The organism is Bartonella sp. CE47NXGY (assembly GCF_042195415.1).
Lineage (GTDB): Bacteria > Pseudomonadota > Alphaproteobacteria > Rhizobiales > Rhizobiaceae > Bartonella.
Map to the genome: position 1 here is coordinate 252,435 of NZ_JBHIOI010000001.1, position 25,588 is coordinate 278,022.

Genomic DNA, 25,588 nt, shown 5'->3' on the forward strand with positions numbered 1-25,588 from the left:
CTTAAATGGTTACGGTTGTTGATAGAGTTGCAAATAGACGATTGCGTCATCCTGAAAAGGCACATCGTCCTGATACAAGCGTTCAAAAAAAGCCAGATTGGATTCGTGTAAAAGCGCCAACATCACCAATTTATAAGGAAACACATAGTATTGTACGTACGCATAAGTTAGTGACTGTATGTGAAGAAGCTGGTTGTCCTAATATTGGCGAATGTTGGAGCCAGAGGCATGCTAGCTTTATGATTTTAGGTGAAATATGTACGCGTGCTTGTGCTTTTTGTAACGTTGCAACAGGTATTCCACTTGCCGTTGATGATAATGAGCCAGAACGTGTCGCTGATGCTGTTGCACGGATGGAATTAAAACATGTTGTCATTACATCTGTTGATCGTGATGATCTTGCTGATGGTGGTGCTGAGCATTTTGCAAAAGTTATTTATGCGATTCGTCAAAAAACTCCTAAAACAACAATTGAAGTTCTTACACCTGATTTTCGTCATAAGGATGGCGCTTTAGAAGTTGTTGTTGCTGCTAAGCCTGATGTTTTTAATCATAACTTAGAAACAGTTCCTTCTAAATATTTGAAGGTCCGTCCAGGGGCACGTTATTTTCATTCAATTCGTTTATTACAACGTGTTAAAGAACTTGATCCAACAATCTTTACGAAATCAGGTATTATGGTTGGCCTTGGGGAGGAGCGAAATGAAGTTTTGCAATTGATGGATGATTTGCGCGCTGCTGATGTTGACTTTATGACAATTGGACAATATTTGCAGCCTACACGAAAACATCATCCAGTTGTTCGTTTTGTGCCTCCTGAAGAATTTGAGTCTTTTGCCAAGATTGGTAAAGTAAAAGGATTTTTACATATGGCCTCCAATCCTCTAACGCGTTCATCTCATCATGCTGGAGATGATTTTGCCATTTTGCAAAAAGCGCGTGATGAAAAATTTTCTTTACAGAGATAATTATGCCGATTTTTACAATACATCGGCAGATCACCCATAGTGCCAGTGAAATGTTTGATCTGGTTTCAGATATTGAGCGTTATCCTGAATTTTTACCAATGTGTGAGTCTTTAATAATACGTTCTCGAAAAGAATATGGAAAAAAAATATTGCTTCTTGCGGATATGACCGTTGGCTATAAGATTATTCGTGAAACTTTTACGACTCAAGTATTTCTTCAGCCGGAAAAAAGTCTTATAGAAGTTAAATATATTGATGGTCCATTCAAATATCTTGAAAATCGTTGGGCCTTTCATGATATTGAAAATACCAATGCATGTAATGTAGAGTTTTTTATTGATTATGAATTTAAAAGTAAAACGCTTGGATTAGTGATGGGCTCAATGTTTGATATTGCGTTTCGTAAATTTACCGAGGCTTTTGAGAAGCGTGCGCATCAGATTTATGGCTCTACGGTAACATAGTCTATTCTGTTATTTTTTAACAATACGTATTGCTTAAACAGCGTGAAGGTGAAAACGGGTTTCCATCTTTACTATTTGTTTTTAATTCAGCTTTCAAAAGCATATTGAAGGAATATCATTTTAAATGATGAAGATGATGCACAGCTTCATGCTTTTGTTTCTCTCTTTTTTAATGGATGCACACTCGTTAAACAAAACGCCCAAATAGAACATGCTTGCGTCATACCCATTTCATAATAGTGCTCATAATAAATAGTATAGATTCTCGTAAAAGTATATAAAATCTACATCTGTACACTTATGAAGAATTCCTCCTGTATCATTTATTTGCTATCTCTCAAGATGTTGTGCCAGCTCTTAGCACTTGAGAGAAGTACAAGTGTCTCTTTCTTTAATCATTTTATTTATACAGTTTTTTCTCTTGTGGCGTGCAAGTGAATAAATTTGATTAATTCAACCTACACAGGACTGAAGTGAGATAACTTTACGCTATTCAGATCTTTCATTTTCAGGTTGTGATACAATAAAATTTTTTCAAGATGTTGACGATTATAGACACGATGGGGAATAAAGAATTTTGAAATTAGTATGGGGAATTCAGTGAAGCAATTCCAGAATCATTTTAAAAGCATTTTCAACAGTTGCATGGCGGATAGCATTGCGATTAAGATGAGCAAAGTGCATTTCTTTGTGCAGGGGAGAGTGGTTTTTGTAAGCAACTGCGCAATGCACAAGTCCTACAGGTTTATCAAGACTTGCACCTCCTGGACCAGCAATTCCTGTTACAGAAACTGCAATGTCAGCTTGTGAATGTTTTAATCCACCCTCAGCCATTGCAAGAGCAACTTCTTTTGAAACGGCACCATAGGTTCTTATAAGTTCAGCACAAACGCCAACAAGGCGTGTTTTAGATTCATTTGAATAAACAACAAATCCACAATCGAGAACATCTGACGATCCTGCAATATTTGTGAGGCATGCAGCAATGAGTCCCCCTGTACAAGACTCTACAGTTGTTAACAGCAAACCTTTTTGGCGAAAGGTATTAAGGACTTCATGTGCGTGTTTTTCACAAAGATATGTCATTGGGGAATTTCTCCTGAATAAAGGACGCTCACTGTTGCAAGAGCAGCAATTCCCTCACCACGACCAATAAATCCAAGCCTTTCATTTGTTGTTGCTTTGATAGAGATTCGATCAGGTGTTATTGCAAGTATTGTTATAAGATTTTCTGTCATGGCATGACGATATGGACTAATTTTAGGATTTTCAGCGATAATTGTGATATCAACATTGGCGATACGACCACCTGCTTGTTTTATAATATCAAGAGCATGACGGAGAAAAATTTCTGATGATACATTTTTCCATTGAGGATCAGAGGGAGGAAAATGTGTACCGATATCTCCAGCACCTTGAGTTGCAAGAAGGGCATCTGTTAATGCATGAAGAGCAACATCCGCATCGGAGTGTCCATTTAATTTTTTATGAAAAGGGATTTTTATACCACATAATATAAGAAAATCACCATCCTCAAAAGAGTGAACATCATAACCATTGCCGGTACGAATATCAGGAAATATTTGCATTTTCTTTTGGAGATATAAATGTGCAGTATTAAAATCTTCATGCCATGTAATTTTTATGTTGTTAGGATCCCCAGGAATGGTACGCATAGGAATTCCAAACCATTCGGCAATTGCGCAATCGTCAGTGAATTCTTGTTTGCAAGCTTGTTTTGCTTGTTTATGGGCCGCTAAGATATGTTCAAAGGGAAAACACTGTGGAGTTTGTGCACTATAAAGATGGGTACGGGGAATTGTTTCTAAAACATGCTGATTATTTATACGTTTAAGGGTATCAGAGATGGGCAGAACAGGAAGAACACCTTCTTGAGGCGTGATAATGTTGTGAATGTTATTAAGAAGCTTGTTTTCGATAAAAGGGCGTGCACCATCATGAATATGCACATATTGGGGGGCAAATTTTTTGAGTGCCTGAAGTCCATATAAGGTAGAGATTTGACGTGTATTGCCTCCTTCAACGATAATAAGGCGCTCTTTAAAATCGTCAATAGCTTGTTCACAGATTTGACGATCTTCTGGATGAATAACAAGAATAATTGTTGTGATAGCTGGATGCTGCAAAAAACAATGCACGGTATGATAAATAATTGGCTTTTGTCCTAGAAGCCGATATTGTTTTGGAATTTTATGGGGAGATCCTGCTCTTTCACCCCGTCCAGCGGCTAATATTATTGCTGCAATAGAAATACTTAATCTCCTTGTATTATAATCTTAGTTTGCTTTTTTGTCATTAATTTTAAAATGATTTTGAAAGGATGGTTGTTGTAGATCAGCAAGGGATATCACGGATAACACCTCAAAAAAAGCATTTAATGCTTTTTGAAGTGCGGTATTTAAACCACAAAAATCAAACAAGGGGCAAGTTGGTTCTGCAGTATCGAAACATTCTGCGAGGGAAAAGTTGTCTTCTGTTACTTTCACAACATCCGCGACTGAAATTTCTGCTGCGGGTTTAGCCAATCTAACTCCACCATTGCGTCCACGCACTGTTTGTATAAAACCTGCTTGAACAAGCAGCTGAAGGATTTTAAATAAAAAAAGCTCTGAAACGGCATATGCTTTAGCAATTTCTGGAACACGACTGAGAGTTCCCTGATTATCTGCACAATACATAAGCATTCGAAGAGCATAATTTGTTTGTTTTGTTAATCGCATCTCATTTCCTTCGTAAAGTATCGTCGAACACAGTCTATTTTAAAGATATTTTGCAAAATGTAGAAGTTTTTTCTCGTTGACTATATTTGCCTATTTTAAATGTAGTATTAGTATTGTCAATTTTTGCTACAAAAGGTTATATGAGAATAATGGGATAAGGGTATGTAAGCTCATGACGAATATAACATCTGTGACGAATCTTCAAGACATAGATAAAAATACTTATAACGATGAGTTGTATCGTTTAAGTAAGGTATATATTTTTTTAGGGATTACAATTATTGTATTGGCTTTACTTACGGCCTCTGTTTCATTTATTATTCTTATTGGATTAACTCCTGTTGTTCCCAGTAGAACAGTAACCCTTATTCTTATAGGAATTAATAGTTTTTGGGTTTTAGGGCTTATTGTCATCGTTTTTTATGAGATGATACCGATCATTCGTGCTTGGCGTTCAAGGCGTGCAGGATCGCGTCTTCATGTGCGCCTTATTTCATTGTTTGCACTTGTTGCGACAATGCCAGCTGTTGCTGTAGCTCTTGTATCGGGTCCAGCACTAAATTTGGGACTTGATCGATGGTTTGATACAACAACGCGGCAAATTGTGGGCTCTTCTATTGATTTAGCAAATGCTTATGCAGATGAAATGCTCCAAAATTTAAAAAATTTATCCTACGCGATGGCATTTGCACTTGATAACAAAAAACTCTTAGAACGTAATCCAGCTGAATATAGGATGCAATTGACGCGTCATGCTCTAGGACGCAATTTGCGTGGTGCATTTTTGTTAAGTTCTAGTGGAGCTATTTTTGTATCGAGTGCTCTTGGTGATGAAGATAAACTGCCAATTCCTCCTTCTCATCTTATTGAACGTGCAACTAGTGCGAGACCTTTTTCTTTTCAACCAGGCGTCCATGATTATTTTGGTATTATTTTAAAATTTACCAATATTCCAAACACATTTTTATATTTGGTGCGTGACGTTGATAAAGGTGTTTTATCTGCTTTGCGTTTGACGGAAGTTAATACAGATCGTTATCGTGATTTAAATGAGAATCGCCTGCTGACACAGATTGCATTTGGTATGCTTTATTTGTGTCTTTTTTTTAGTTTATTCTTATCAGCCATTTGGGCTGCTATTGCTGTTGCTGATCGCTTAGTACGTCCTATTCGTCTTCTCATTAGTGCTGCCGATGATGTTGCTTCTGGAAATATGGAAATTTTCGTGCCAGTACGAGCAAAAGATGGAGATATTGGGCAATTATCCAAAACTTTTAATTACATGGTCAGTGAATTGAAAAGTCGGCGTAATGAATTGATTGCAGTGCGTGATCAAATTGATGAAAGACGGCGTTTTTCTGAAGCTGTGTTATCGGGTGTAACAGCGGGAGTAGCAGGTATAGATGATAATGGTGATATCACCATTATCAATCGGTCTATTGAAGCGATGTTTGATATTCGCTCAGAGCGCGTTGTTGGAAAAAGTCTTTTATCTTTAAGCGCTGAAATTTGGCAGGTTTTTCAGTTTGTGCGTTCATTGGATCGTAAAAACCATCGTGAGCAGGTCACTTTAAACGTTGCAGGAAAAGAGCGTGTCTGTAATGTCCAAGTTACGATGGAGGAGGATGATGGACAAGGGCAATCTTGGGTTCTAACAATTGATGATATTACAGACCTTGTTGCAGCGCAACGTACAGCGGCGTGGGCGGATATTGCGCGGCGTATTGCACACGAAATTAAAAATCCTCTTACACCTATTCAGTTATCCGCTGAACGCATTCGTAAACGTTATAACAAAGCTATTACACAAGATAGAGAGGTCTTTGAGCGGTGTATTGACACAATTATTCGGCAGGTTGGAGATATTGGGCGTATGGTTGATGAGTTTTCCTCTTTTGCACGTATGCCCAAACCCAAAATGCATATTTTAGATATACGAGAATTGTTGCGCGAAGCATGTTTCTTGATAGAGGTGACGCGACATGATATTCATTTTGAGCAAGATTTAGGAACTCTACCACTTATGGGTGCATTTGATAACCGTCTCATTGTACAGGCTTTTTGCAATGTTATCAAAAACGCGAGCGAATCCATAGATTCAGTTATGCGAGAGGAAAATATTCACGGTCATATTCTTATCCGTTCTTATCGTCAGGAAGAATGGGTGGTTGTGGATGTTGTTGATAACGGGAAAGGACTTCCTAAAGAGCAAAGACAAAAGTTATTAGAACCCTATATAACAACGCGGGAAAAAGGAACAGGGCTGGGGTTAGCTATTGTGCGCAAAGTTATTGAAGATCACGGTGGTTTCATGGAGCTTCATGATGCACCGGAGAGTTTTTATGAAGGTCGTGGTGCGATGATCCGTTTGATATTTCCAGCGGATGGGGGTAAGCAGGGTAATATTATACAAGCCATAAATCATAAGATAGGGGAATAGTATGGTATCAGATATCTTGATTGTTGATGATGAAGCAGATATTCGTGAGCTTGTTGCTGGTATTTTAGATGATGAAGGTTATGAAACGCGTGTTGCTTGTAACTCTGATGAAGCATTGGCTCAAATTAGTGAGCGTATTCCAAAGCTCATTTTTTTGGATATTTGGCTACAGGGTAGTCGTCTCGATGGTTTAGCACTGCTTGATGAAATTAAAACACAATATCCGGCTCTTCCGGTCGTTATGATCTCTGGTCATGGTAATATTGAGACGGCTGTTTCCGCTATAAAGCGAGGGGCATATGATTTCATTGAAAAACCTTTTAAAGCTGATAGACTTGTATTGGTTGCAGAGAGAACACTTGAAAATTCAAATTTAAAACGTGAGCTTTTAGAATTGCGAAAGCGTTCGAACGAGACATTAGAGTTGCTCGGAAAATCGACAGTTATAAAAAATTTGCGTCAAATCATAGAAAAAGTAGCACCAACCAATAGTCGCATCATGATAACAGGTCCTTCAGGGGCAGGAAAAGAGACTGTTGCACGAGCTATTCATGCGCTCTCAACGCGTTCGAATGGGCCATTTGTTACAATAAATGCTGCAACGATTACTCCGGAAAGAATGGAAATAGAGCTGTTTGGCAGCGAAATGGAGGGAAGAGAGCGTAAAATTGGTGCCTTAGAGGAAGCTCATGGCGGTATCTTATATCTTGATGAAATTGCTGATATGCCGCGTGAGACTCAAGGGAAGATTCTTCGGGTTTTAACGGGGCAAACATTTGAGAGAATTGGCGGCACAAAACGTGTTAAGGTGGATGTCCGTATCATTTCTTCGACAGCGCAAAATCTTGAAAACCTTATTTCTGATGGGCGCTTTAGGGAGGATCTTTTTCACCGTCTTTCCGTTGTTCCTATTGTTGTTCCGCCCCTTTCAGCGCGTCGTGAAGATATTCCAGAACTTGTACATCATTTTGTAAAAACAATATCACAGCAGGTTGGGATTAAACCGCGTGCAATCAGTGATGATGTGATTGCTATTTTGCAAACGCACGCTTGGCCGGGTAATGTGCGGCAATTACGTAATAATATTGAGCGTCTTCTTATTCTTGTGCGGGATGGTGATGGTCCTATAACAGCGGACTTTCTTCCCAGTGAAGTAAGTGATTCTTTGCCACGTCTTCAAATGGATTCAGATGAAAGTATAATGGATTTGCCGTTACGTGAAGCTCGAGAATTATTTGAAAAGAGATATTTAGTGGCGCAGATTGGGCGTTTGGGTGGAAATATATCACGTACTGCTGAATTTATAGGCATGGAGCGTTCAGCTTTGCACCGTAAACTTAAAGCGCTTGGAGTTTCTTAAAGCGATGCGTATTATTATTTGTGGAGCAGGACAGGTTGGTTATGGGATAGCAGAGCGTCTTGCTGCTGAAAATCACGATGTTACTGTTATTGATATTGAAACGAGATTAATTGAAAAGATTCGCGATACATTGGATGTGAGAGGTTTTGTTGGTCACGGTTCACGGCCTGAAGTTCTTTTGGCTGCAGATGCAGACAAAGCTGATATGTTGATTGCTGTCACTTTGTTTGATGAAGTTAATATGGTAGCTTGCCAAGTAGCACATTCATTATTTAATGTGCCCACAAAAATTGCTCGTATTCGCTCACAATCTTATTTAGAACCACGTTATAAGACGCTTTTTTCCAGAGAGAATATTCCCATTGATGTGGTTATTTCGCCAGAAGTTGAAGTTGGGGAAATGGTTTTGCGCCGTATTGCTTTACCTGGTGCAATAGATGTTCTTTATTTTTGTAATGATGATATTGTGGCACTAGCTTTGGAATGCATGGAAGATTGTCCCGTTATTAATACACCTTTGCGTCAATTAACAGAGCTTTTTCCAGATCTTCATACGACGGTTACTGCTATTAAACGTGGCGCGGAATTATTGGTTGCACATTCAGAAACGCAACTACGCGTTGGTGATATAACCTATCTTGTTGTTTCTCGTGAACAGATGCGTCGTGCTGTTGGGCTTTTTGGTCATAAAGAACAAGATGCCCACCGCATGATTATTGCAGGGGGTGGTCACATTGGCCTTTATGTTGCACAGGCTATTGAAAAGCGTTTTCATAAATTAAAATTGAAGATTATAGAAGCGCATAGAGAAAGAGCCCTCACAATTGCTGATCAGCTTGAAAAAACAACAGTTTTATACGGTAACGTGTTAGATCCAGTGATTCTTCAAGATGCGGGAATTGATCAGTCCGATTTAATGATTACATTGACCAATCAAGATCAGGTTAATCTCTTAAGCGCTATTATTGCTAAAAGATTGGGCTGCAAAGCCAATATGGTATTGATTAATAATGTTGCCTATCAAGAATTTAGTCGTGCTGTTGGTGTGGATGCATATCTTAATCCCCATAGTGTTACAATATCGAGAATTTTGCAACAAATGCGCCGTGGGCGTATTCGTTCTGTTCATTCAGTTTTTAATGGCCGAGCAGAAATTATTGAAGCTGAAGTGATGCAAACATCTTCATTGGTTGGTAAGTCATTATCAGAGCTCAATTTATCAGATGGTTTGAGAATTGGTGCAATTTATCGCAATAAGACAATAATACAGCTTTCGGCAGATACGCGTATTTTGTCTGGTGATAGAATAGTGATTTTTGCTCTTGCTGATAGGGTTCGTGATGTTGAACAACTCTTTCGCGTAAGTTTAGAATATTTTTGATGTATTATCTATGGATATTTGTACTTTTTGGTATAGTGGACAATTAAGATTGGTAGATAGGCTTTGTTTGTCTTCAATGGTTAAAACTGGACAGCGCGTTAAGCTTTTTAGTTATGATAAAAAAATAGATAATCTCCCTGCTGGTGTTGAGCTGTATGAAGCCGAATCAATTTTACCACGCTCAGCAATTTATCGCCTTGATCCCGATTTTTCTGATGATAAACTAGGGTGTACAATTGTTCAGTTCTCGGATTTTTTTCGTGTTATGCTGATGAAATATCAACAAGGTGTTTGGTTAGATACAGATGTTTACCTTGTTAAACAATTTCATCCAGATGCGGATAAGGTTTGGTTGGCAAGAGAAAATAATACAAGAGTAGGCGTTTCTGCACTTTATTTTCCGCCCAATAACCCTATTATAAAAATATTTGAGGATTATTGGGCAGGTGCAGAAATTATTCCTCATTGGCTTGGGTTTAAGCGTCGTGTTTGGAGACCGTTCTGGTTAAAGAGGAAAAACATGCCGATTTTACCGGGAAATCTTGGCGTTACAATATTTGGCAATGATGGTATTTCACGATTAGCAAAACGATATGGTTTTTTTCATGAAGCAAAGGAAAAGGAAACTTTTTATTATTGGACTGGGCGAAAAACTGAACGTATTTTTGAACCAGCTTTTGGCGTAAAGCCGCTTACAGATTCACGCTTGATAGGTTTTCATATTCACAGAAAGACAAAGACTACGAAAAGACCTCAGGAAGGAAGTTTTTACCATTGGGCGGTATCTCGCATTCCGGATGTTCATCATTTGTTTAGGTAGAGTTATTATTGCTATTTTAACTATTGAGATTTTAATCTATCTTATACAATCTCTTGATTGTAGCTTGCACAAGAGAGTAATGTTAACATATGGACAAAAACATTGAATGTGTAAAGAGCGGTTGTTATATGAACGGAAAGTAAAAATATGAGTGATCCAATGAAAACAGCATTAAGCCTTGTTCCTATGGTTATTGAACAAACAAATCGTGGTGAACGGGCCTATGATATTTTTTCCCGTCTTTTAAAGGAACGGATTATTTTTATTAATGGACCTGTTGAAGATGGTATGGCAATGCTTGTTTGTGCACAATTGCTTTTTTTGGAAGCGGAAAATCCTAAAAAAGAAATTAGTCTTTATATTAATTCTCCAGGTGGTGTCGTAACATCTGGTATGGCTATTTATGATACTATGCAGTTTATTCGCCCTCCTGTTTCTACGCTTTGCATGGGGCAAGCGGCATCTATGGGGTCTTTATTATTAACGGCTGGAGCAAAAGGTCATCGTTTTACATTGCCAAACGCACGTATTATGGTGCATCAACCATCTGGTGGTTTTCAAGGTCAAGCTTCAGATATTGAGCGACATGCGCAAGATATTATAAAGATGAAACGGCGTTTAAATGAAATTTATGTTCAACATACGAGTCAAGATTATGAGGTTATAGAGAGAACTCTCGATCGCGATCATTTTATGACAGCAGAAGAAGCCAAAGCGTTTGGCTTAGTTGATGATGTTATACAATACCGTGCAGAAACTGAAAAAGAAGAAAAAGATTAAGAATTTTTATAGAAAAAACAGCTACTTTAAATCAAGAGTTTTATAAAAAATATCGCAAAATAAGAGAAACACCTAAAAGTATTGAGACATGCATGGTTTTCTATATGTCTTTTAGTTTTCATGATGAAAGGCTTCCTTTGAAAAGGCAAAGTGTTCATATATTGTGGTGAAAGGAAAGAAAAATGAGCAAAATTAGCAATAGCGGGAACGAATCAAAAAATACTCTCTATTGCTCGTTCTGCGGCAAGAGTCAGCATGAGGTGCGTAAGCTCATTGCGGGGCCTACTGTATTTATCTGTGATGAATGTGTAGAGCTTTGCATGGATATTATTCGGGAAGAAAATAAGTCTTCTGGGGTTAAGGTGCGTGATGGTGTTCCTACGCCACAGGAAATTATAACAGTTCTTGATGACTATGTTATTGGTCAGCAGCATGCAAAGCGTGTTCTTTCTGTTGCTGTTCATAATCATTATAAACGGTTGGCGCATCAGTCTAAAAGCAATGATATTGAGTTGGCTAAATCAAATATTCTTCTTGTTGGTCCAACGGGTTGTGGTAAAACTTATCTTGCACAAACATTAGCACGTATTATTGATGTGCCTTTTACGATGGCGGATGCGACCACTTTGACTGAAGCAGGTTATGTGGGGGAAGATGTTGAAAATATTATTCTTAAGCTCCTTCAAGCAGCAGATTATAATGTTGAACGTGCACAGCGTGGTATTGTTTATATCGATGAGGTTGATAAGATTTCTCGTAAAGCAGACAATCCTTCTATTACAAGAGATGTTTCGGGGGAAGGAGTTCAGCAAGCATTATTAAAAATTATGGAAGGAACGATTGCTTCTGTTCCTCCTCAAGGTGGACGTAAGCATCCGCAACAAGAGTTTCTTCAGGTTGACACCACAAACATCTTATTCATTTGTGGGGGAGCTTTTGCAGGTTTAGAACGGATTATTTCAGGGCGTGGTGAAAAAACTTCTATTGGTTTTTCTGCGACTGTTAAGGCTCCGGATGAGCGTTGTGTCGGTGAAATTTTTCGTGATTTAGAGCCTGAAGATCTTATTAAATTTGGTTTAATACCAGAATTTATTGGGCGGCTTCCTATAGTCGCTACCTTAGAGGATTTAGATGTTAACGCCCTCATGCAAATTTTATCCCAACCTAAAAATGCGTTAGTAAAGCAATATCAGCGTCTTTTTGAAATGGAGAATGTTGAGTTAGCATTTCATGAAGATGCTTTACGTGTTATTGCAAAGAAAGCAATTGAACGTAAAACTGGTGCTCGTGGTTTACGTTCTATTATGGAGAAGATCCTTCTTGAGACGATGTTTGAGCTACCGGCTCTTGAAGGCGTTCAAAAAGTGGTTATTTCGAGTGATGTCGTTGATGGTAAAGCGCGTCCTCTTTATATTTACTCAGAACGTGCAGAAGATAAAGAAAATGTATCAGCATGACATTGTGCGATGCACAATATAAAAGGTGGTAGTGAACGGTATTTGATAGGTGTTTCTAATAATATCATTATAATGCTTGATTTATGTATGCGTAATTACCACTTCATGTACAGTGAAGAGCTGAGATTTTCTAAAGGTGGGCTAATTGTTGTAGATAGCTCATAGGCTCCAGAAAGGAGAGTTATGCAATATATTGATGAAAAGACAGATGAAGTAAGAGATGGGGTTTATGCTGTTTTACCTCTTCGTGATATTGTTGTCTTCCCCCATATGATTGTTCCACTTTTTGTGGGCCGCGAAAAATCAATTCGTGCTCTTGAAGAAACGATGGCGGTTGATAAGCAAATACTATTGGTGACACAAAAAAATGCTTCTGATGACGATCCAAAATCAGAGGATATTTATCATATTGGTACATTTGCTAATATTCTTCAACTTTTAAAGCTTCCTGATGGTACTGTAAAGGTTTTGGTTGAAGGAACTGCACGTGCAAAAATTAGTCAATTTTCTTTAAGTGAAGGTTATCATCAGGCTTTTGCAACTGTTACAGAAGAACCTAGAGAGAGTGATGTTGAGATTGAAGCTCTTTCAAGGTCAGTGATTACTTATTTTGAAAACTATGTAAAGCTTAATAAAAAAATCTCTCCTGAAGTTGTGAATGCGATTGGCCAGCTTGATAATCCTTCTAAGCTTGCCGATACGATTGCTTCTCATTTGATGATTAAACTGGCAGAAAAACAGGAAATATTAGAGCTCTTACCTGTGCGGGCCCGTCTTGAACGTGTTTTGTCCTTCATGGAAGGAGAAATTTCTGTTTTGCAGGTTGAAAAACGTATTCGTTCGCATGTTAAACGGCAAATGGAAAAAAACCAACGAGAATATTATCTCAATGAGCAGATGAAGGCTATTCAAAAAGAGTTAGGAGCAGGTGATGATAGCCGAGATGAACTCTCTGAATTAGAAGAACGTATCAAGAATACAAAACTATCCAAGGAAGCACAGGAAAAAGCTGGAGCAGAATTGAGAAAATTACGGAATATGTCTCCTATGTCTGCAGAAGCGACAGTTGTACGTAACTATCTTGATTGGTTATTAGCAATGCCTTGGGGTAAAAAATCTAAGATTAAAAACAATTTAGATTTTGCTGAAAAGGTCATGAATAATGAACATTTTGGTCTTGAAAAAGTTAAGGAGCGAATTATTGAATATTTGGCCGTACAAAGTCGCGCGTCAAAGATAAAAGGTCCCATTATTTGTTTGTTAGGTCCTCCAGGTGTAGGGAAAACATCATTAGCGCGCTCTATTGCAAAGGCAACGGGACGTGAGTATGTTCGTATCTCATTGGGAGGTGTCCGAGATGAAGCAGAAATTCGTGGACATCGCCGAACATATATTGGCTCGATGCCTGGGAAAATTATCCAGTCTATGAAAAAAGCAAAAAAATCTAATCCGCTTTTCTTGCTTGATGAAATTGATAAAATGGGCCAAGATTTTCGTGGTGATCCTTCATCCGCTTTATTAGAAGTTCTTGATCCTGAACAAAATGGTACATTCATTGATCACTATTTGGAAGTTGAATATGATCTTTCTGATGTCATGTTTATCACAACTGCCAATACGCTTAATATTCCAGGTCCGTTAATGGATCGTATGGAAATTATTCGTATCGCTGGTTATACTGAATGTGAGAAAATGGAAATTGTTAAACAGCATCTTTTACCAAAGGCACTAAAAGATCACTGTTTATCTAAAAAAGAACTCAGTATTTCTGATGGCGCACTAAGGTCAATTATTCAGTTTTATACACGTGAGGCAGGCGTTCGTAACCTTGAACGTGAACTCATGAAAATTTCCCGCAAATCCGTTACAAAAATTCTCAAAACACATCAAAAATCTGTAAAAGTTACAGAAAGTAATATTCATGATTTCTTGGGTGTTAAACGTTATCATTACAATCAGATTGAAGGAGAAAATCAAGTTGGTGTTGTAACAGGTCTTGCGTGGACAGAAGTCGGTGGAGAGTTATTGACTATTGAAGGAGTTATGATGCCCGGCAAAGGGAAGATGACTGTAACTGGAAATTTACGTGATATTATGAAAGAGTCCATTTCAGCGGCAGCATCTTATGTACGTTCTCGTGCTGTTGATTTTGGTATTGAACCTCCACTTTTTGAAAAACGCGATATCCATGTTCATGTTCCAGAGGGTGCGACACCAAAAGATGGCCCATCGGCTGGGATTGCAATGGTGACAGCAATTGTTTCGGTCCTTACAGGAGTAGCTGTGCATAAAGATATTGCAATGACTGGTGAAATTACTTTACGTGGACGCGTTTTACCCATTGGTGGATTAAAAGAAAAACTCTTAGCAGCTCTTCGAGGAGGGATAAAAAAAGTACTTATTCCTGAAGAAAATGCAAAAGATTTGGTTGATATTCCTGATGATGTCAAAAATAATATGGAAATTATTCCGGTAAATCATGTGAGTGAAGTTTTGAAACACGCTTTGGTTCGTTTTCCAGACACTATTGAATGGAAAGAACCCTCTACAGGGGCTGTGCCAATCCGGTCAGAGAGCAGTGATAGTGAAGGAATACAGATTGCGCACTGATTCACTTATCTCATTTATAACGGCATTTTTTAGGTGGTAGAAGATGTTGTTGAGGTTATTATTCTGTTTTTTGTTGGAAAAAGTGAAAAATTCCGTGAATAACTGTGATTATTGCTAAAAAAACAATGTTTTGGATAAAAATAAGACTTCTGTTTGCTGTACTTTTCAATAAACTGACCAATAACATGATTAAGTCATGTTCAGGTAATATAGGGAAAGGAAATATTTTATGAATAAAAGTGAATTCGTTAGCTCCGTTGCTGAAAAGGCAGGTGTTTCGAAAGCGCAAGCTGGTGCTGTTGTTGATGCTTTTATGGCTTCTGTAACAGAAGCTTTGGCTTCAGGGGGAGATGTTCGTCTTCCAGGTTTTGGCACTTTTGAAGTTTCTCATCGTGCTGCAACAAAGGGGCGTAATCCTTCAACTGGTGCTGAAATCGATATTCCAGCACGTTCTGTACCCAAATTTTCTGCAGGAAAAAGCCTTAAAGAAGCAGTTAATAAAAAATAATTTAAGCTACATTAAAAAAACCCGATTTATTTATAAGCGGGTTTTTTTAACACATGTGTTATGCTTGTTTTTCACATAAAACTTTGAGATCCTTGCGATATTTTTTATTTTCATGTATTGCTGAAATATATTGTTTTTAGTCTTTTCAATGAAATATTGTACTGTATTAATTGAGCGCGGGTATGGCTTATAAAATGTAATATTAACTTTTATTACGCTGAAGTGTTACGGTATTTATTTCAAAACAAGATCCGTAAATAATATGAAGCGGAAAACTCTGTAAAGTCCATAAAAGTTATTATATATCACCATTTACGCTTAATAAAAGTGCATGTTGGTGCCACCTTGCTATCTATTTTCTCAGTTCCTATAATGTTGCGACTAGCCCCAGATATCTGAGACGAGTGCATAAGGGATAGTTTTATTCTTTTACTCTTATACGCCAACCTTTCTTGTGACGCACCAAGAGGATAATTTTATTGATTTATTATAAGATCCTGAAATAAAAAAATCTTTTGATATTCAGATTTGGTTTTTAATATTGGGATTTTTCTTGGCATTTGAGAGGGGAGAGATAGCTCCAGCTCTATCCTACAAATATTTTTTCCATATCTTTATTTCACTTGTGATATGCAAGCGAGTATTTTTCCTTCATCATACAAGAGTTAAAATGAGAGAACATCACAAATTTTGAGGGAGGAAGTTAAAAAACAGAAAAATTACTCTTATAAAATAATATACATTACGTAATATAAAAACTATTAATAAAGATAGTACAGTATTACTTGTGTATCTCCATTTATTTATTTTGATTATTCATAATATGTTTATATAATTATTTTGTTTTTAGTCATTAAATCATATTAAATTATTGATAGCGGTAAAGTTTTTTTATAGCCAAAAGTTATTTTACAGCATCTACATAATTGAATAAATGATGAAACGTAGGGTAGTATTTATTGATTGGGGGAGACAGTCTTTAAAAGGCTTTAGAATGATTTTTTCACGAGAGTTATAAAGATCTATTCAGTAGGAGAGAGGCGAATCGTGTGTTTTTTATAAACAGGAGCTCTTTGATTCTTTATTTGCTAACCACTGAGTACAATCATTGAGAGCTCTCGCTGTTATGGCTTGTTTTTTTACTAATTTTTTTTCTTTACTTGGTAAGCGTTTTCCTGAATGTTTAATAGAAGCAATAGGCGGAAAGAGTCCGAAATTGATATTCATTGGCTGAAAAGATTGTGTTTCTGCTTTTTCATCTATGATGTGTCCCCCTGTAATATGATTCAAAAGGGCTCCGAATGCTGTAGTTTGTGGGGGTAGGCAAGGGGAAATATGATGATATTCGGCAGCAGCAAAACGTCCAGCAAGAAGCCCTATTGCCGCTGATTCTACATAACCTTCACATCCGGTAATTTGCCCTGCAAAGCGTAGTTGTTTTTTTTGTTTTAAACGAAGGGTTTGATCAAGAATAATTGGCGAGTTGAGGTAGGTATTGCGGTGAAGACCACCAAGACGCGCAAACTCTGCTTTTTCAAGACCGGGAATCATTCTAAAAATGCGAATTTGTTCACCATATTTCAATTTTGTCTGAAAGCCGACCATATTATAAAGCGTTCCAAGTTTATTATCTTGGCGTAATTGAACGACGGCATAGGGTTTAACTGTAGGGTTATGGGCATTAGTTAAGCCCATAGGTTTCATAGGACCATGTCTTAACGTTTCAAGTCCGCGCTCAGCCATAATTTCAATGGGGAGGCATCCATCAAAATAGGGCGTTTTTTCAAAGTCACGAAACTCTGTTTTTTCAGCATTTTTTAACGCTTCAACGAATGTTTCATATTGTTCTTTGTTGAGGGGACAATTAAGATAATCTTTTCCTGTTCCCTCAGGACCAATTTTATCATAGCGAGACTGATACCAACAAATGTTGATATCAATACTGTCGGTATGGATAATAGGTGCAATTGCATCAAAAAAAGAAAGAGCTTTTATACCGGTTATTGCTTGTAATTTTTGAGCAAGTGCAGGCGATGTAAGGGGGCCTGTTGCAATGACAACATGTTTCCAAGCTTTAGGAATTTCTTGAACTTCTTCACGTTTGATTGTTATAAGAGGGTGGTTTTCTAGTGCTGTTGTAACGGTTTTTGAAAATCCATCACGGTCAACGGCAAGAGCACTCCCTGCAGGGACTTTATTGGTATCAGCAGCTTTCATAATTAATGATTTCGCTAATCGCATTTCAGCATGGAGAAGTCCTACGGCATTTGTTAATGAATCATCGCAACGAAACGAATTTGAACAAACCAGTTCTGCCAATTTATCGGTTTTATGGGCATCTGATTTTTTTTCGGGTCGCATTTCATGCAAAACAACAGAAATTCCTGACTGAGCGATTTGCCAGCTTGCTTCACACCCCGCAAGACCGCCACCGATGATATGAATTGGGATATCAAATGTCTTTAACATAATTGACTTTTAGCGTAAGCAGTTATGTATGAAAAGCATAGATTTTGTTTTTTTTAATATATTTGTTTGCTTTTTTTCTGTAATTAATGGTATAGAAACGCCGCTTGTATAAGGTTATTAGCTTGTAAGTTTGAGCGGATGTGGCGAAATTGGTAGACGCACCAGATTTAGGTTCTGGCGGGAGACCGTGGGGGTTCGAGTCCCTCCATCCGCACCAAAGCAATCCCTTAAGTGCTACGGATTTCTACGTGTCTGAAATTCCGCTTCATGGTAAATGTAACACTCGAAGTGTTAGAATGTAATGATTATTAGAGTGGGTTGATCCCTCTCCTTAGAAAAATGAAGGTGTTTAATGCAGGTTACCGAGACGCTTAATGAAGGACTGAAGCGCGAAATTAAGATCGTGGTTCCAGCGAAAGATTTAGAAGAAAAGTTGAATGAACGATTGGATGATACCAAGGGAAAAATCAAGCTTAATGGTTTTCGTCCCGGTAAAGTGCCTAGTGGGCATTTGCGAAAAATGTATGGTAAATCCTTTATGGCGGAGATTCTCAATGAGATACTCAGTGATGCACCCCGTTCTATTTTAGCGGACCGCAATGAACGTGCAGCGATGCAGCCAAAAATTGATATAGATGAAGATGAAAAAATTCTAGATGGCAAAGCTGATTTTACTTTTAGTTTAAAGTATGAAGTTTTACCAAAAATTGACATTAAAGATTTTGAACATATTAAGGTTATCCGTGAAATTGCAATTATTCCTGAACAGGATATTGATGATCAAGTCAATCGCGTCCTTTCTTCTACGCGTAATTATTCTCTAAAAGAGGGGAATTCTGAAGAAGGTGATCGCATTACCATAGATTATCAAGGTAAGCTTGAAGGCGTTCCATTTGAAGGTGGGGCAGATAGTGATGCACAACTGATTCTTGGGGCAAAACAATTTATTCCTGGTTTTGAAGAGCAATTGGTTGGTGTGAAAGCTGGGGATGTAAAAACGATTTTTGTTAAATTTCCTGATAATTACAGTGCGGCACATTTGGCGGGACGGGAAGCAGAGTTTGACATTACTGTCAAAGCTGTCTTTAAACCAGATGAATTAAAAATTGATGATGAAGCAGCGCAAAAAGTTGGTTTAGAGTCTCTAGATCGCTTACGTGAGGTCGTTCGTGGGCAGATTGAAAGCCAATATGGTTCAGTGACACGTCAAAAAGTTAAGCGTCAAATTCTTGATGCTTTAGATGCTGATTATAATTTTGAGATTCCTGAAGAACTTTTAGAGGTTGAGTTTAACAATATATGGGCTCAGGTTAATGATGATTTGAAAAAGGCTGGGCGCAGTTTTGAAGATGAAGGTATTACAGAAGAAAAGGCACGGGAGGAATATCGTGTCCTTGCGCAGCGTCGTGTTCGTCTTGGTTTGGTGCTTTCTGAAATTGGAATGAAGGTTGGTGTTAAAGTTAGTGAGGATGAGCTAAAAGCAGCAGTTTTTGATCAGGTTCGCCAGTATCCTGGACAAGAGAAAGAGATTATGGATTTTTTCCGTAAGACTCCGGAAGCTGTTGAAAATCTACGTGCTCCGATTTTTGAAGAAAAGGTCATTGATCATTTATTAGCACAGATAAAAGTCACAGATAAAGAAGTGACGGTTGAAGAGTTGATGAAAGAATATGACGAATCAGATATCCCTGAAGAAAAGCCGGCAAAGAAAAAGTCTGCAGTGAAAGAAACGTCTACAGAGAAAAAACCAGCTAAGAAAAAGGCTCCTAAAAAAGCTTAATATTTATGCAAACAGAACAAGCCCGATAGAAACGGGCTTGTGTTGTAAGATTTATGTCCTGGGGTTACACTGAGAGAATGGTTTTAGATAAGCCATGAGTAAATTTTAAAATATTGGTAGTGGATTGGCAATGAGCATCATTGATACGCGTACTCCTGATTCTAAGCGTTTTATTTCTGGAGTTACAGGTGATTGGGAAGTCATCATTGGCATGGAAGTTCATGCGCAAATCATATCAAATTCAAAACTTTTTTCAGGAGCATCAACAAAATTTGGTGCAGAGCCGAACAGTCATGTATCACTTATTGATGCAGCCATGCCAGGTATGTTACCTGTTCTTAATCAAGAATGTGTTCGTCAAGCGGTTCGAACGGGGTTAGGATTAAAGGCGCATATTAATTTAAGATCTGTTTTTGATCGCAAAAACTATTTTTATCCAGATTTACCGCAGGGGTATCAGATTTCTCAATTTCGCTATCCGATTGTGGGAGAGGGAAAGATTATTATATCTGTTGGTCCAGATTCGAATGGCCAATTTGAAGATATTGAAGTGGGAATTGAGAGGTTGCATCTTGAACAAGATGCTGGAAAATCGATGCACGATCAACATCCAACAATGTCTTTTGTAGATCTTAATCGTTCTGGTGTTGCTCTTATGGAAATTGTTTCCAAGCCTGATATGCGCTCATCAGATGAAGCCAAAGCCTATATGACAAAATTGCGTACGATTGTTCGTTATTTGGGCACTTGCGATGGCAATATGGATGAAGGTTCTATGCGTGCAGATGTCAATGTATCTGTTCGTCGTCCTGGTGAAAATTTTGGAACGCGCTGTGAAATTAAAAATGTGAATTCTATTCGCTTTATTGGTCAAGCAATTGAATATGAAGCGCGTCGTCAGATCGCAATTTTAGAAGATGGAGGCGTCATAGATCAAGAGACTCGGCTTTTTGATGCCGCTAAAGGTGAAACGCGCTCTATGCGCTCAAAGGAAGAAGCGCATGACTATCGTTATTTTCCTGATCCTGATCTTTTACCGTTAGAATTTGATCAAGCATTTGTGGATGCTTTGGCAGCAGACTTACCAGAGTTGCCTGACGCTATAAAAGCACGTTTTGTTAAGGAAATGGGATTGACAGTGTATGATGCTTCCATTCTTGTGACAGAAAAGGCTATTGCTGATTATTTTGAAGAGGTAGCGCGTGGGCGTGATGGAAAAATAGTTGCCAATTGGGTGATTAACGACCTTTTAGGGGCTTTAAATAAAGATAATCGTGAGATTGAAGAGTCACCAGTATCGCCAAATCAATTGGGAAGCATTATTGATCTTATAAAAGAAGGAGTTATTTCTGGAAAAATTGCCAAAGATCTTTTTGAGATTATTTGGAATGAGGGGGGAGATGCACGCCAAATTGTAGAAGAACGAAATATGAAGCAGGTAACGGATACAAAGGCTATTGAAAGAGCTGTTGATGAGATCGTTGCCAATAATTCTGATAAAGTTGCGCAAGCAAAGCACAAACCTGCTTTAGCTGGTTGGTTTGTTGGACAGGTAATGAAAGTAACAGGTGGTAAGGCAAATCCCCAAGCTGTTAATGAATTGGTTAAGATGAAACTTGGCATAGATTAAATTTTATGGGGTGGAGAAGAAGCCATACATATGATATCTTCTTGAAATTAAAGGATAGCACGTTAACCTATCAATTGGAATTGTAGTTGAATTTACTAGTAACTTTTTCGATAATTTCAATCGTTAATAATTTTATTCCAACGATTAATTTCATGAACGCACTAAATGAATGGAATAGCAGATGGCTCGTTTTTTTAAGCAAATCTTCACATGGTGGAATGGCAATACCATTGGTACGCGTTTTTTCACATGGCGCAAAGGTAAGCGGATAGGGGAAGATCAATTTGGAAATATATATTATGAAGGAGGACTTCATAAGGATGGTTATCAGCACCGTTGGGTTATCTATAAAGGCTATTCTGAGGCCTCTACTATTCCACCAGGTTGGCATGGCTGGATTCATCATCGCTGTGAGTGTCCACCAACACAAGAGGATTATCATCCTTATGAATGGGAAAAGCCACATGTTGCCAATATGACAGGAACAAATGAGAACTATCGACCAAAGGGGGCTATCACCTCCAATGGAGAGCGTTCTTGTGTGCATGAAGATTATGATGCGTGGTCACCTAAAAAATAACATGTTTTAATGTGCGTGTGTATTTTTGTCTTATTTGACTCTATGTTATGAAAAGAATTATTTTTTAAGGTGCGATTGATTTTGATATGATGAGATTTTTTTTATTGTTAGGGGCGAGGCATTTTTTTTATATTTTTTTTATGGAAATTTTAGTGTTTTTATCCTTAAATAATGGGGTGCGGGCTGAGCGTATTAGCAATGGAATTGCTGTTTTTGCAGGTCTTGACAAAATCACGGGACGGACCACACGTTTTGAAGTTACTCTTGGTAAAATTTATCAGTACGGCGCATTACAGGTAACACCACGTGCGTGTTATACGAGCTCTAAAGATGAACCCACGCGTACAACTGGTTTTGTTGAAGTCAATGAAGTAACATTAGATAAAAAAATACGGCGTATTTTTACAGGATGGATGTTTGCAGATAGTCCTGGTTTGAACGCTGTTGAGCATCCTATTTATGATGTGTGGTTAAAGGATTGCAAGCAGAATGCTCAAGATCTTCCTCTTCAATAATTAGTGTGTTATCTATTTATAATACATTGATTTATAATGGTCCTTTATCATTTTACAACTTAATAGCAAATTCCTATGATTACCTCATTTAATTTTTTTTATATTGAATAATCCAAACTATTCTCTTGCGCGTTACAAGTGGCGGATGTGTCAATAACACTGTCTAAAAAAGGAATAAAAAATTCCGTCATGAACTGTTTAAATTCAAAGATGCATCATTAGAATCAACATATTTTTTAAGTGTTTCATAAGAGACAGTTCTTGAATTATATCTGTTAAAGGTTGAAATGAAAGGCTTGTTTATATTTGTTAAAGAGATGAACTGACGCTTTTGCATGTATGTGGGAAACAGATTATCAAGTAAGTAATTTATCATGAAACACTAATTATTATATCTAGAGAACGCTGTATTGGTATTTTTCTCATAGAGATGTCGTTTTTCGTTCAAAGCGTAGAAGCAATGCAGGCCATATTAATGGAAAAATTGAGATTTAAGATTCTTTAAAGTTTATCAATCGAAGTATAGCTTGGTTAAAAAATGCAATAATCAATATATTTCTAGTAAGAAAATAATGTTTATATATTTTTATTATACACCACCTCATAAGTGAGTTTGTCTATTCGTAAGTTCTTGTATATTGCATGGTAACTTCACATTTAAGTAAGTAGGATACCACTAAGTTTGTAAATCATATTCTTGATATCCATGCTTTTTAAAATCTTTTGTATAAAATACACGTGTTTTCATATAGAGCTATTGAAAATTTAAAAAGGGGTTTCGAAGAGGCGTTGAGAAGATTCTGCATCACTGGGAATGGTATATTTATTTTGTATAAAGTATAACCCATTTTCTAAAAAATACGAGATTTTATACAATGAAAGTTTCTAGTCACCAACATAATGATGTTTCCCGATTGCCAAAACAACCTAAAGAACCCTTATTGAATGTTCCATTTATTATAGTTGTTTTGATAGCATTTTGTTTTTGTCTTTATTGCATTTCTCAGTATTTTTTTTCTCATCATGTTTATGTTGAAAGCCTTGAGCTTTTTTCATTTATACCAGCATTGTTTAAGAGGGATCCTGTAGCATTTTGTTATACCATGGTGAGTTATTCATTTATGCATAGTAGTTTTAAACATGTTGCTCTTAATATGGTTTGGCTTTTGGTTTTCGGCTCTCCTTTAGCAAGGCATTTTGGTGTTTTACGTTTTTTAATTTTTTGGGTGTTAACGGCAGTTATTTCTGTTTTGACTTATTTTACATTTCATCAAGAAAGTACCATATCACTTATTGGGGCGTCAGGTGCCGTATCTGGAATGATGGGTGCTATTGCACGTTATGGTTTTCCTAGTGGTAATCTAGCTGTCAATGCGCAGAACGAAAAACTTTTAGGACCTTTATTATCTGTCAAAAAAGCTCTGTGTTCTAAGGGGGTTCTTGTTTATATGAGTGTATGGCTGACGACTGATTTGATCATAGGTATTTCTTCTATTTTGTTTGAAGAAAATGGCATCTCAATAGCATGGGAAGCTCATATTGGCGGGTTTTTTGCGGGTTTTTTGTTGGTTGGTTTTTTTGATGTTTCACAAAAAATTAAAAACTAGAATCTAAGATATTGATGTGCCACATAAAGAGCTATTGTTGCTGCATTTGAAACATTTAATGATTTAATATTTCCAGGCATGTCAAGGCGTGTTAAAGCGCAAACGGTTTCGCGTGTTTTTTTACGTAAACCTTTACCTTCTGCTCCTAAAACAAGAGCAATTTTATTCCCTGTTAATGCTGTTTCTAGAGGTTGGTCACCTTCTGAATCGAGACCAAAGCTTGTAAAACCTGTTTGATGAAGTTCTTGAAGAGCTTCAGCAAGGTTTCGTACGGTAATATAATGAATCATTTCCAGAGCTCCAGATGCCGCTTTCGCAAGAACACCGCTTTCGTGGGGAGAGTGACGGCAAGTTGTAATAAGTGCTTTAGCTTTCAATGCAACTGCAGAGCGCATAATAGCGCCAACATTATGTGGATCGGTAATTTGATCCATGACAATGACCAGATCAGTATTGGTTAGTTCCGACAGTTTGCATGGTTTGAGGGGGAGAGTTTCCAAAACAATACCTTGATGAACAGCCTCACTTCCAACAAGCGAATCAAGATATTTGGGGGTGCATAATGTAACAGAGCAAGGATAATCTGATTCGGATATATTTAATCGTTTTAAGGCATTTTGTGTAACGTAAAGACATTTTAAAATTCTTTTTGGGTTTTCTAAAGCAGCCTGAACAGAATGAATGCCATAAAGATGGATGATCTCTTGCTGTAAAGAAGCAGCTTTCTTCTTTGGGTGTGTAAAAGATCGAGAAGGAGAGCCTTTTGTATCGCGATATCGGCGACGCAAACGAGCATAATGAGAATTTTGTGATGTTTTTTCTTTCATAGCTTCTTTATAACGTGTTAATAAGAAAAATAGAGAGAAAAAATCTATGATTTAAAATTATGAGCAGGAAATTTGTACAGAATTGTATTTATTCTGTTGACAGATACAATAGTAATCGTCATAACCACTTCGCAATCAGATTGAATTGAATGGGTATTCAAGATGGTTGTCGTGATGTCTCATTGCGCGACTTTATCGGTGTAATGGAGGGGTGCCCGAGTGGTTAAAGGGGGCGGACTGTAAATCCGTTGCGTATGCTACGTTGGTTCGAATCCAACCCCCTCCACCATTCATCGAAGGAGAGTTAGTACGTGGGTCATGCGGGTATAGCTCAATGGTAGAGCAGCAGCCTTCCAAGCTGAATATGCGGGTTCGATTCCCGCTACCCGCTCCAAATGGTTGTTGATGATTGGGCAAATAGGTATGATGGAGGATATTCCATTTATAGATTTGGTGGGGTTTTCCGTCTAAGAGTTGTGGTGATTGGGCTGTTTACAGTCTGGTCAGACTTAAGTTTTGCAGAACTGTCCCTAGGTGCTAATAAAAATAGGGAATAAAACAAGAGATTAATAGCAATGGCGAAGAGCAAGTTTGAACGAACAAAACCGCATGTTAATATTGGTACGATTGGTCACGTTGATCATGGGAAGA

The 25,588-nt window shown here is 37.7% G+C and carries 20 protein-coding genes, 3 tRNA genes and 1 pseudogene; 19 read left to right on the plus strand and 5 right to left on the minus strand.

Annotated features, from left to right (window positions below; genetic code table 11):
* Positions 1–5: 5 nt before the first annotated feature.
* Both lipA and ACFIL3_RS01060 read left to right on the plus strand, forming a co-directional pair.
* Positions 6–968, plus strand: a complete 963-nt coding sequence (gene lipA / locus ACFIL3_RS01055) for a lipoyl synthase (RefSeq protein WP_375612897.1) — start codon at positions 6–8, stop codon at positions 966–968.
* 2 nt (positions 969–970) lie between these two features.
* Entirely contained in the window at positions 971–1,432 is a 462-nt protein-coding gene (locus ACFIL3_RS01060; protein WP_273791149.1) for a type II toxin-antitoxin system RatA family toxin, read from the plus strand.
* A gap of 597 nt (positions 1,433–2,029) precedes the next feature.
* Here ACFIL3_RS01060 and ACFIL3_RS01065 read toward each other — a convergent pair.
* From ACFIL3_RS01065 to rirA, 3 genes are read right to left on the minus strand one after another with little or no spacing between them, the layout of a single operon-like run.
* Positions 2,030–2,518, minus strand: a complete 489-nt coding sequence (locus ACFIL3_RS01065; protein ID WP_375611275.1) for a CinA family protein — start codon at positions 2,516–2,518, stop codon at positions 2,030–2,032.
* Positions 2,515–3,705 (minus strand): bifunctional 2-C-methyl-D-erythritol 4-phosphate cytidylyltransferase/2-C-methyl-D-erythritol 2,4-cyclodiphosphate synthase, encoded by a 1,191-nt coding sequence (locus tag ACFIL3_RS01070; protein ID WP_375681774.1) that lies wholly within the window; start codon positions 3,703–3,705, stop codon positions 2,515–2,517. Before ACFIL3_RS01070 ends, ACFIL3_RS01065 begins: the two co-directional genes overlap by 4 nt.
* Before the next feature lie 24 nt (positions 3,706–3,729).
* The gene (rirA, locus tag ACFIL3_RS01075; RefSeq protein WP_375611276.1) at positions 3,730–4,173 is read right to left on the minus strand and encodes an iron-responsive transcriptional regulator RirA; all 444 of its coding nucleotides are present in this window, start codon (positions 4,171–4,173) and stop codon (positions 3,730–3,732) included.
* 172 nt (positions 4,174–4,345) lie between these two features.
* Here rirA and ACFIL3_RS01080 point away from each other — a divergent pair, with 172 nt between their 5' ends.
* The 8 genes from ACFIL3_RS01080 to ACFIL3_RS01115 all read left to right on the plus strand — a co-directional run bounded on the left by ACFIL3_RS01080 (position 4,346) and on the right by ACFIL3_RS01115 (position 15,529).
* Positions 4,346–6,613, plus strand: coding sequence for an ATP-binding protein (locus ACFIL3_RS01080; RefSeq protein WP_375611277.1), 2,268 nt, complete (start codon positions 4,346–4,348; stop codon positions 6,611–6,613).
* Position 6,614: 1 nt separating this feature from the next.
* A complete protein-coding gene (locus tag ACFIL3_RS01085) occupies positions 6,615–7,973 on the plus strand; it encodes a sigma-54-dependent transcriptional regulator (RefSeq protein ID WP_375611278.1) in 1,359 nt (452 codons plus the stop codon).
* Positions 7,974–7,977: 4 nt separating this feature from the next.
* A complete protein-coding gene (gene trkA, locus ACFIL3_RS01090; RefSeq protein ID WP_375611279.1) occupies positions 7,978–9,354 on the plus strand; it encodes a Trk system potassium transporter TrkA in 1,377 nt (458 codons plus the stop codon).
* A gap of 10 nt (positions 9,355–9,364) precedes the next feature.
* Positions 9,365–10,174 carry a hypothetical protein gene (locus ACFIL3_RS01095; RefSeq protein ID WP_375611280.1) on the plus strand — a complete coding sequence of 270 codons (810 nt, stop codon included), beginning with the start codon at positions 9,365–9,367 and terminating at the stop codon, positions 10,172–10,174.
* A 147-nt stretch (positions 10,175–10,321) separates the two neighbouring features.
* On the plus strand, positions 10,322–10,954 hold the full coding sequence (gene clpP, locus ACFIL3_RS01100) for an ATP-dependent Clp endopeptidase proteolytic subunit ClpP (RefSeq protein WP_375611281.1): 633 nt from the start codon (positions 10,322–10,324) through the stop codon (positions 10,952–10,954).
* A 182-nt stretch (positions 10,955–11,136) separates the two neighbouring features.
* Positions 11,137–12,411: an ATP-dependent Clp protease ATP-binding subunit ClpX gene (clpX, locus tag ACFIL3_RS01105; RefSeq protein ID WP_273723371.1), complete on the plus strand. Its 1,275-nt coding sequence runs from the start codon at positions 11,137–11,139 to the stop codon at positions 12,409–12,411.
* Between the two features lie 183 nt (positions 12,412–12,594).
* Positions 12,595–15,021, plus strand: a complete 2,427-nt coding sequence (gene lon, locus ACFIL3_RS01110; RefSeq protein ID WP_375674519.1) for an endopeptidase La — start codon at positions 12,595–12,597, stop codon at positions 15,019–15,021.
* Positions 15,022–15,250: 229 nt separating this feature from the next.
* Positions 15,251–15,529 (plus strand): HU family DNA-binding protein, encoded by a 279-nt coding sequence (locus ACFIL3_RS01115; RefSeq protein WP_375611283.1) that lies wholly within the window; start codon positions 15,251–15,253, stop codon positions 15,527–15,529.
* 1,056 nt (positions 15,530–16,585) lie between these two features.
* Here the strand turns inward: ACFIL3_RS01115 and trmFO are convergent.
* A complete protein-coding gene (trmFO, locus tag ACFIL3_RS01120) occupies positions 16,586–17,998 on the minus strand; it encodes a methylenetetrahydrofolate--tRNA-(uracil(54)-C(5))-methyltransferase (FADH(2)-oxidizing) TrmFO (protein ID WP_375645457.1) in 1,413 nt (470 codons plus the stop codon).
* Positions 17,999–18,132: 134 nt separating this feature from the next.
* Between trmFO and ACFIL3_RS01125 the strand changes: the two genes are divergently transcribed.
* The 6 genes from ACFIL3_RS01125 to ACFIL3_RS01150 all read left to right on the plus strand — a co-directional run bounded on the left by ACFIL3_RS01125 (position 18,133) and on the right by ACFIL3_RS01150 (position 24,110).
* Positions 18,133–18,215 (plus strand) — tRNA-Leu (locus tag ACFIL3_RS01125).
* Positions 18,216–18,350: 135 nt separating this feature from the next.
* Positions 18,351–19,778 (plus strand): trigger factor, encoded by a 1,428-nt coding sequence (tig, locus tag ACFIL3_RS01130; RefSeq protein ID WP_375612892.1) that lies wholly within the window; start codon positions 18,351–18,353, stop codon positions 19,776–19,778.
* Between the two features lie 130 nt (positions 19,779–19,908).
* Positions 19,909–21,408, plus strand: coding sequence for an Asp-tRNA(Asn)/Glu-tRNA(Gln) amidotransferase subunit GatB (gatB, locus tag ACFIL3_RS01135; protein ID WP_375611286.1), 1,500 nt, complete (start codon positions 19,909–19,911; stop codon positions 21,406–21,408).
* Between the two features lie 181 nt (positions 21,409–21,589).
* Entirely contained in the window at positions 21,590–21,988 is a 399-nt protein-coding gene (locus ACFIL3_RS01140) for an NADH:ubiquinone oxidoreductase subunit NDUFA12 (RefSeq protein WP_375681772.1), read from the plus strand.
* A gap of 89 nt (positions 21,989–22,077) precedes the next feature.
* On the plus strand, positions 22,078–22,503 hold the full coding sequence (locus tag ACFIL3_RS01145) for a DUF2155 domain-containing protein (protein ID WP_375611302.1): 426 nt from the start codon (positions 22,078–22,080) through the stop codon (positions 22,501–22,503).
* A gap of 875 nt (positions 22,504–23,378) precedes the next feature.
* A complete protein-coding gene (locus tag ACFIL3_RS01150; protein ID WP_375620775.1) occupies positions 23,379–24,110 on the plus strand; it encodes a rhomboid family intramembrane serine protease in 732 nt (243 codons plus the stop codon).
* On the opposite strand, the gene ACFIL3_RS01155 is transcribed toward ACFIL3_RS01150, so the two are convergent.
* Positions 24,107–24,937 (minus strand): TrmH family RNA methyltransferase, encoded by an 831-nt coding sequence (locus ACFIL3_RS01155; protein WP_375612889.1) that lies wholly within the window; start codon positions 24,935–24,937, stop codon positions 24,107–24,109. The two genes, ACFIL3_RS01150 and ACFIL3_RS01155, sit on opposite strands and share 4 nt — an antisense overlap.
* 205 nt (positions 24,938–25,142) lie before the next feature.
* On the opposite strand from ACFIL3_RS01155, the gene ACFIL3_RS01160 reads away from it, so the two are divergent.
* From ACFIL3_RS01160 to ACFIL3_RS01170, 3 genes and pseudogenes are all read left to right on the plus strand, one after another.
* Positions 25,143–25,226 (plus strand) — tRNA-Tyr (locus ACFIL3_RS01160).
* Between the two features lie 31 nt (positions 25,227–25,257).
* Positions 25,258–25,331, plus strand: a tRNA-Gly gene (locus ACFIL3_RS01165).
* 181 nt (positions 25,332–25,512) lie between these two features.
* Positions 25,513–25,588: pseudogene (locus ACFIL3_RS01170) on the plus strand (elongation factor Tu); the annotation flags it as partial.

Excerpts from the sequence above, each read along its gene's own strand:
- lipA (WP_375612897.1), top strand. The coding sequence starts at position 6 with ATGGTTACGGTTGTTGATAGAGTTGCAAATAGACGATTGCGTCATCCT.
- ACFIL3_RS01060 (WP_273791149.1), top strand. The coding sequence starts at position 971 with ATGCCGATTTTTACAATACATCGGCAGATCACCCATAGTGCCAGTGAA.
- ACFIL3_RS01065 (WP_375611275.1), bottom strand. The coding sequence starts at position 2,518 with ATGACATATCTTTGTGAAAAACACGCACATGAAGTCCTTAATACCTTT.
- rirA (WP_375611276.1), bottom strand. The coding sequence starts at position 4,173 with ATGCGATTAACAAAACAAACAAATTATGCTCTTCGAATGCTTATGTAT.
- ACFIL3_RS01080 (WP_375611277.1), top strand. The coding sequence starts at position 4,346 with ATGACGAATATAACATCTGTGACGAATCTTCAAGACATAGATAAAAAT.
- ACFIL3_RS01085 (WP_375611278.1), top strand. The coding sequence starts at position 6,615 with ATGGTATCAGATATCTTGATTGTTGATGATGAAGCAGATATTCGTGAG.
- trkA (WP_375611279.1), top strand. The coding sequence starts at position 7,978 with ATGCGTATTATTATTTGTGGAGCAGGACAGGTTGGTTATGGGATAGCA.
- ACFIL3_RS01095 (WP_375611280.1), top strand. The coding sequence starts at position 9,365 with ATGGATATTTGTACTTTTTGGTATAGTGGACAATTAAGATTGGTAGAT.
- clpP (WP_375611281.1), top strand. The coding sequence starts at position 10,322 with ATGAGTGATCCAATGAAAACAGCATTAAGCCTTGTTCCTATGGTTATT.
- clpX (WP_273723371.1), top strand. The coding sequence starts at position 11,137 with ATGAGCAAAATTAGCAATAGCGGGAACGAATCAAAAAATACTCTCTAT.
- lon (WP_375674519.1), top strand. The coding sequence starts at position 12,595 with ATGCAATATATTGATGAAAAGACAGATGAAGTAAGAGATGGGGTTTAT.
- ACFIL3_RS01115 (WP_375611283.1), top strand. The coding sequence starts at position 15,251 with ATGAATAAAAGTGAATTCGTTAGCTCCGTTGCTGAAAAGGCAGGTGTT.
- trmFO (WP_375645457.1), bottom strand. The coding sequence starts at position 17,998 with ATGTTAAAGACATTTGATATCCCAATTCATATCATCGGTGGCGGTCTT.
- tig (WP_375612892.1), top strand. The coding sequence starts at position 18,351 with ATGCAGGTTACCGAGACGCTTAATGAAGGACTGAAGCGCGAAATTAAG.
- gatB (WP_375611286.1), top strand. The coding sequence starts at position 19,909 with ATGAGCATCATTGATACGCGTACTCCTGATTCTAAGCGTTTTATTTCT.
- ACFIL3_RS01140 (WP_375681772.1), top strand. The coding sequence starts at position 21,590 with ATGGCTCGTTTTTTTAAGCAAATCTTCACATGGTGGAATGGCAATACC.
- ACFIL3_RS01145 (WP_375611302.1), top strand. The coding sequence starts at position 22,078 with ATGAGATTTTTTTTATTGTTAGGGGCGAGGCATTTTTTTTATATTTTT.
- ACFIL3_RS01150 (WP_375620775.1), top strand. The coding sequence starts at position 23,379 with ATGAAAGTTTCTAGTCACCAACATAATGATGTTTCCCGATTGCCAAAA.
- ACFIL3_RS01155 (WP_375612889.1), bottom strand. The coding sequence starts at position 24,937 with ATGAAAGAAAAAACATCACAAAATTCTCATTATGCTCGTTTGCGTCGC.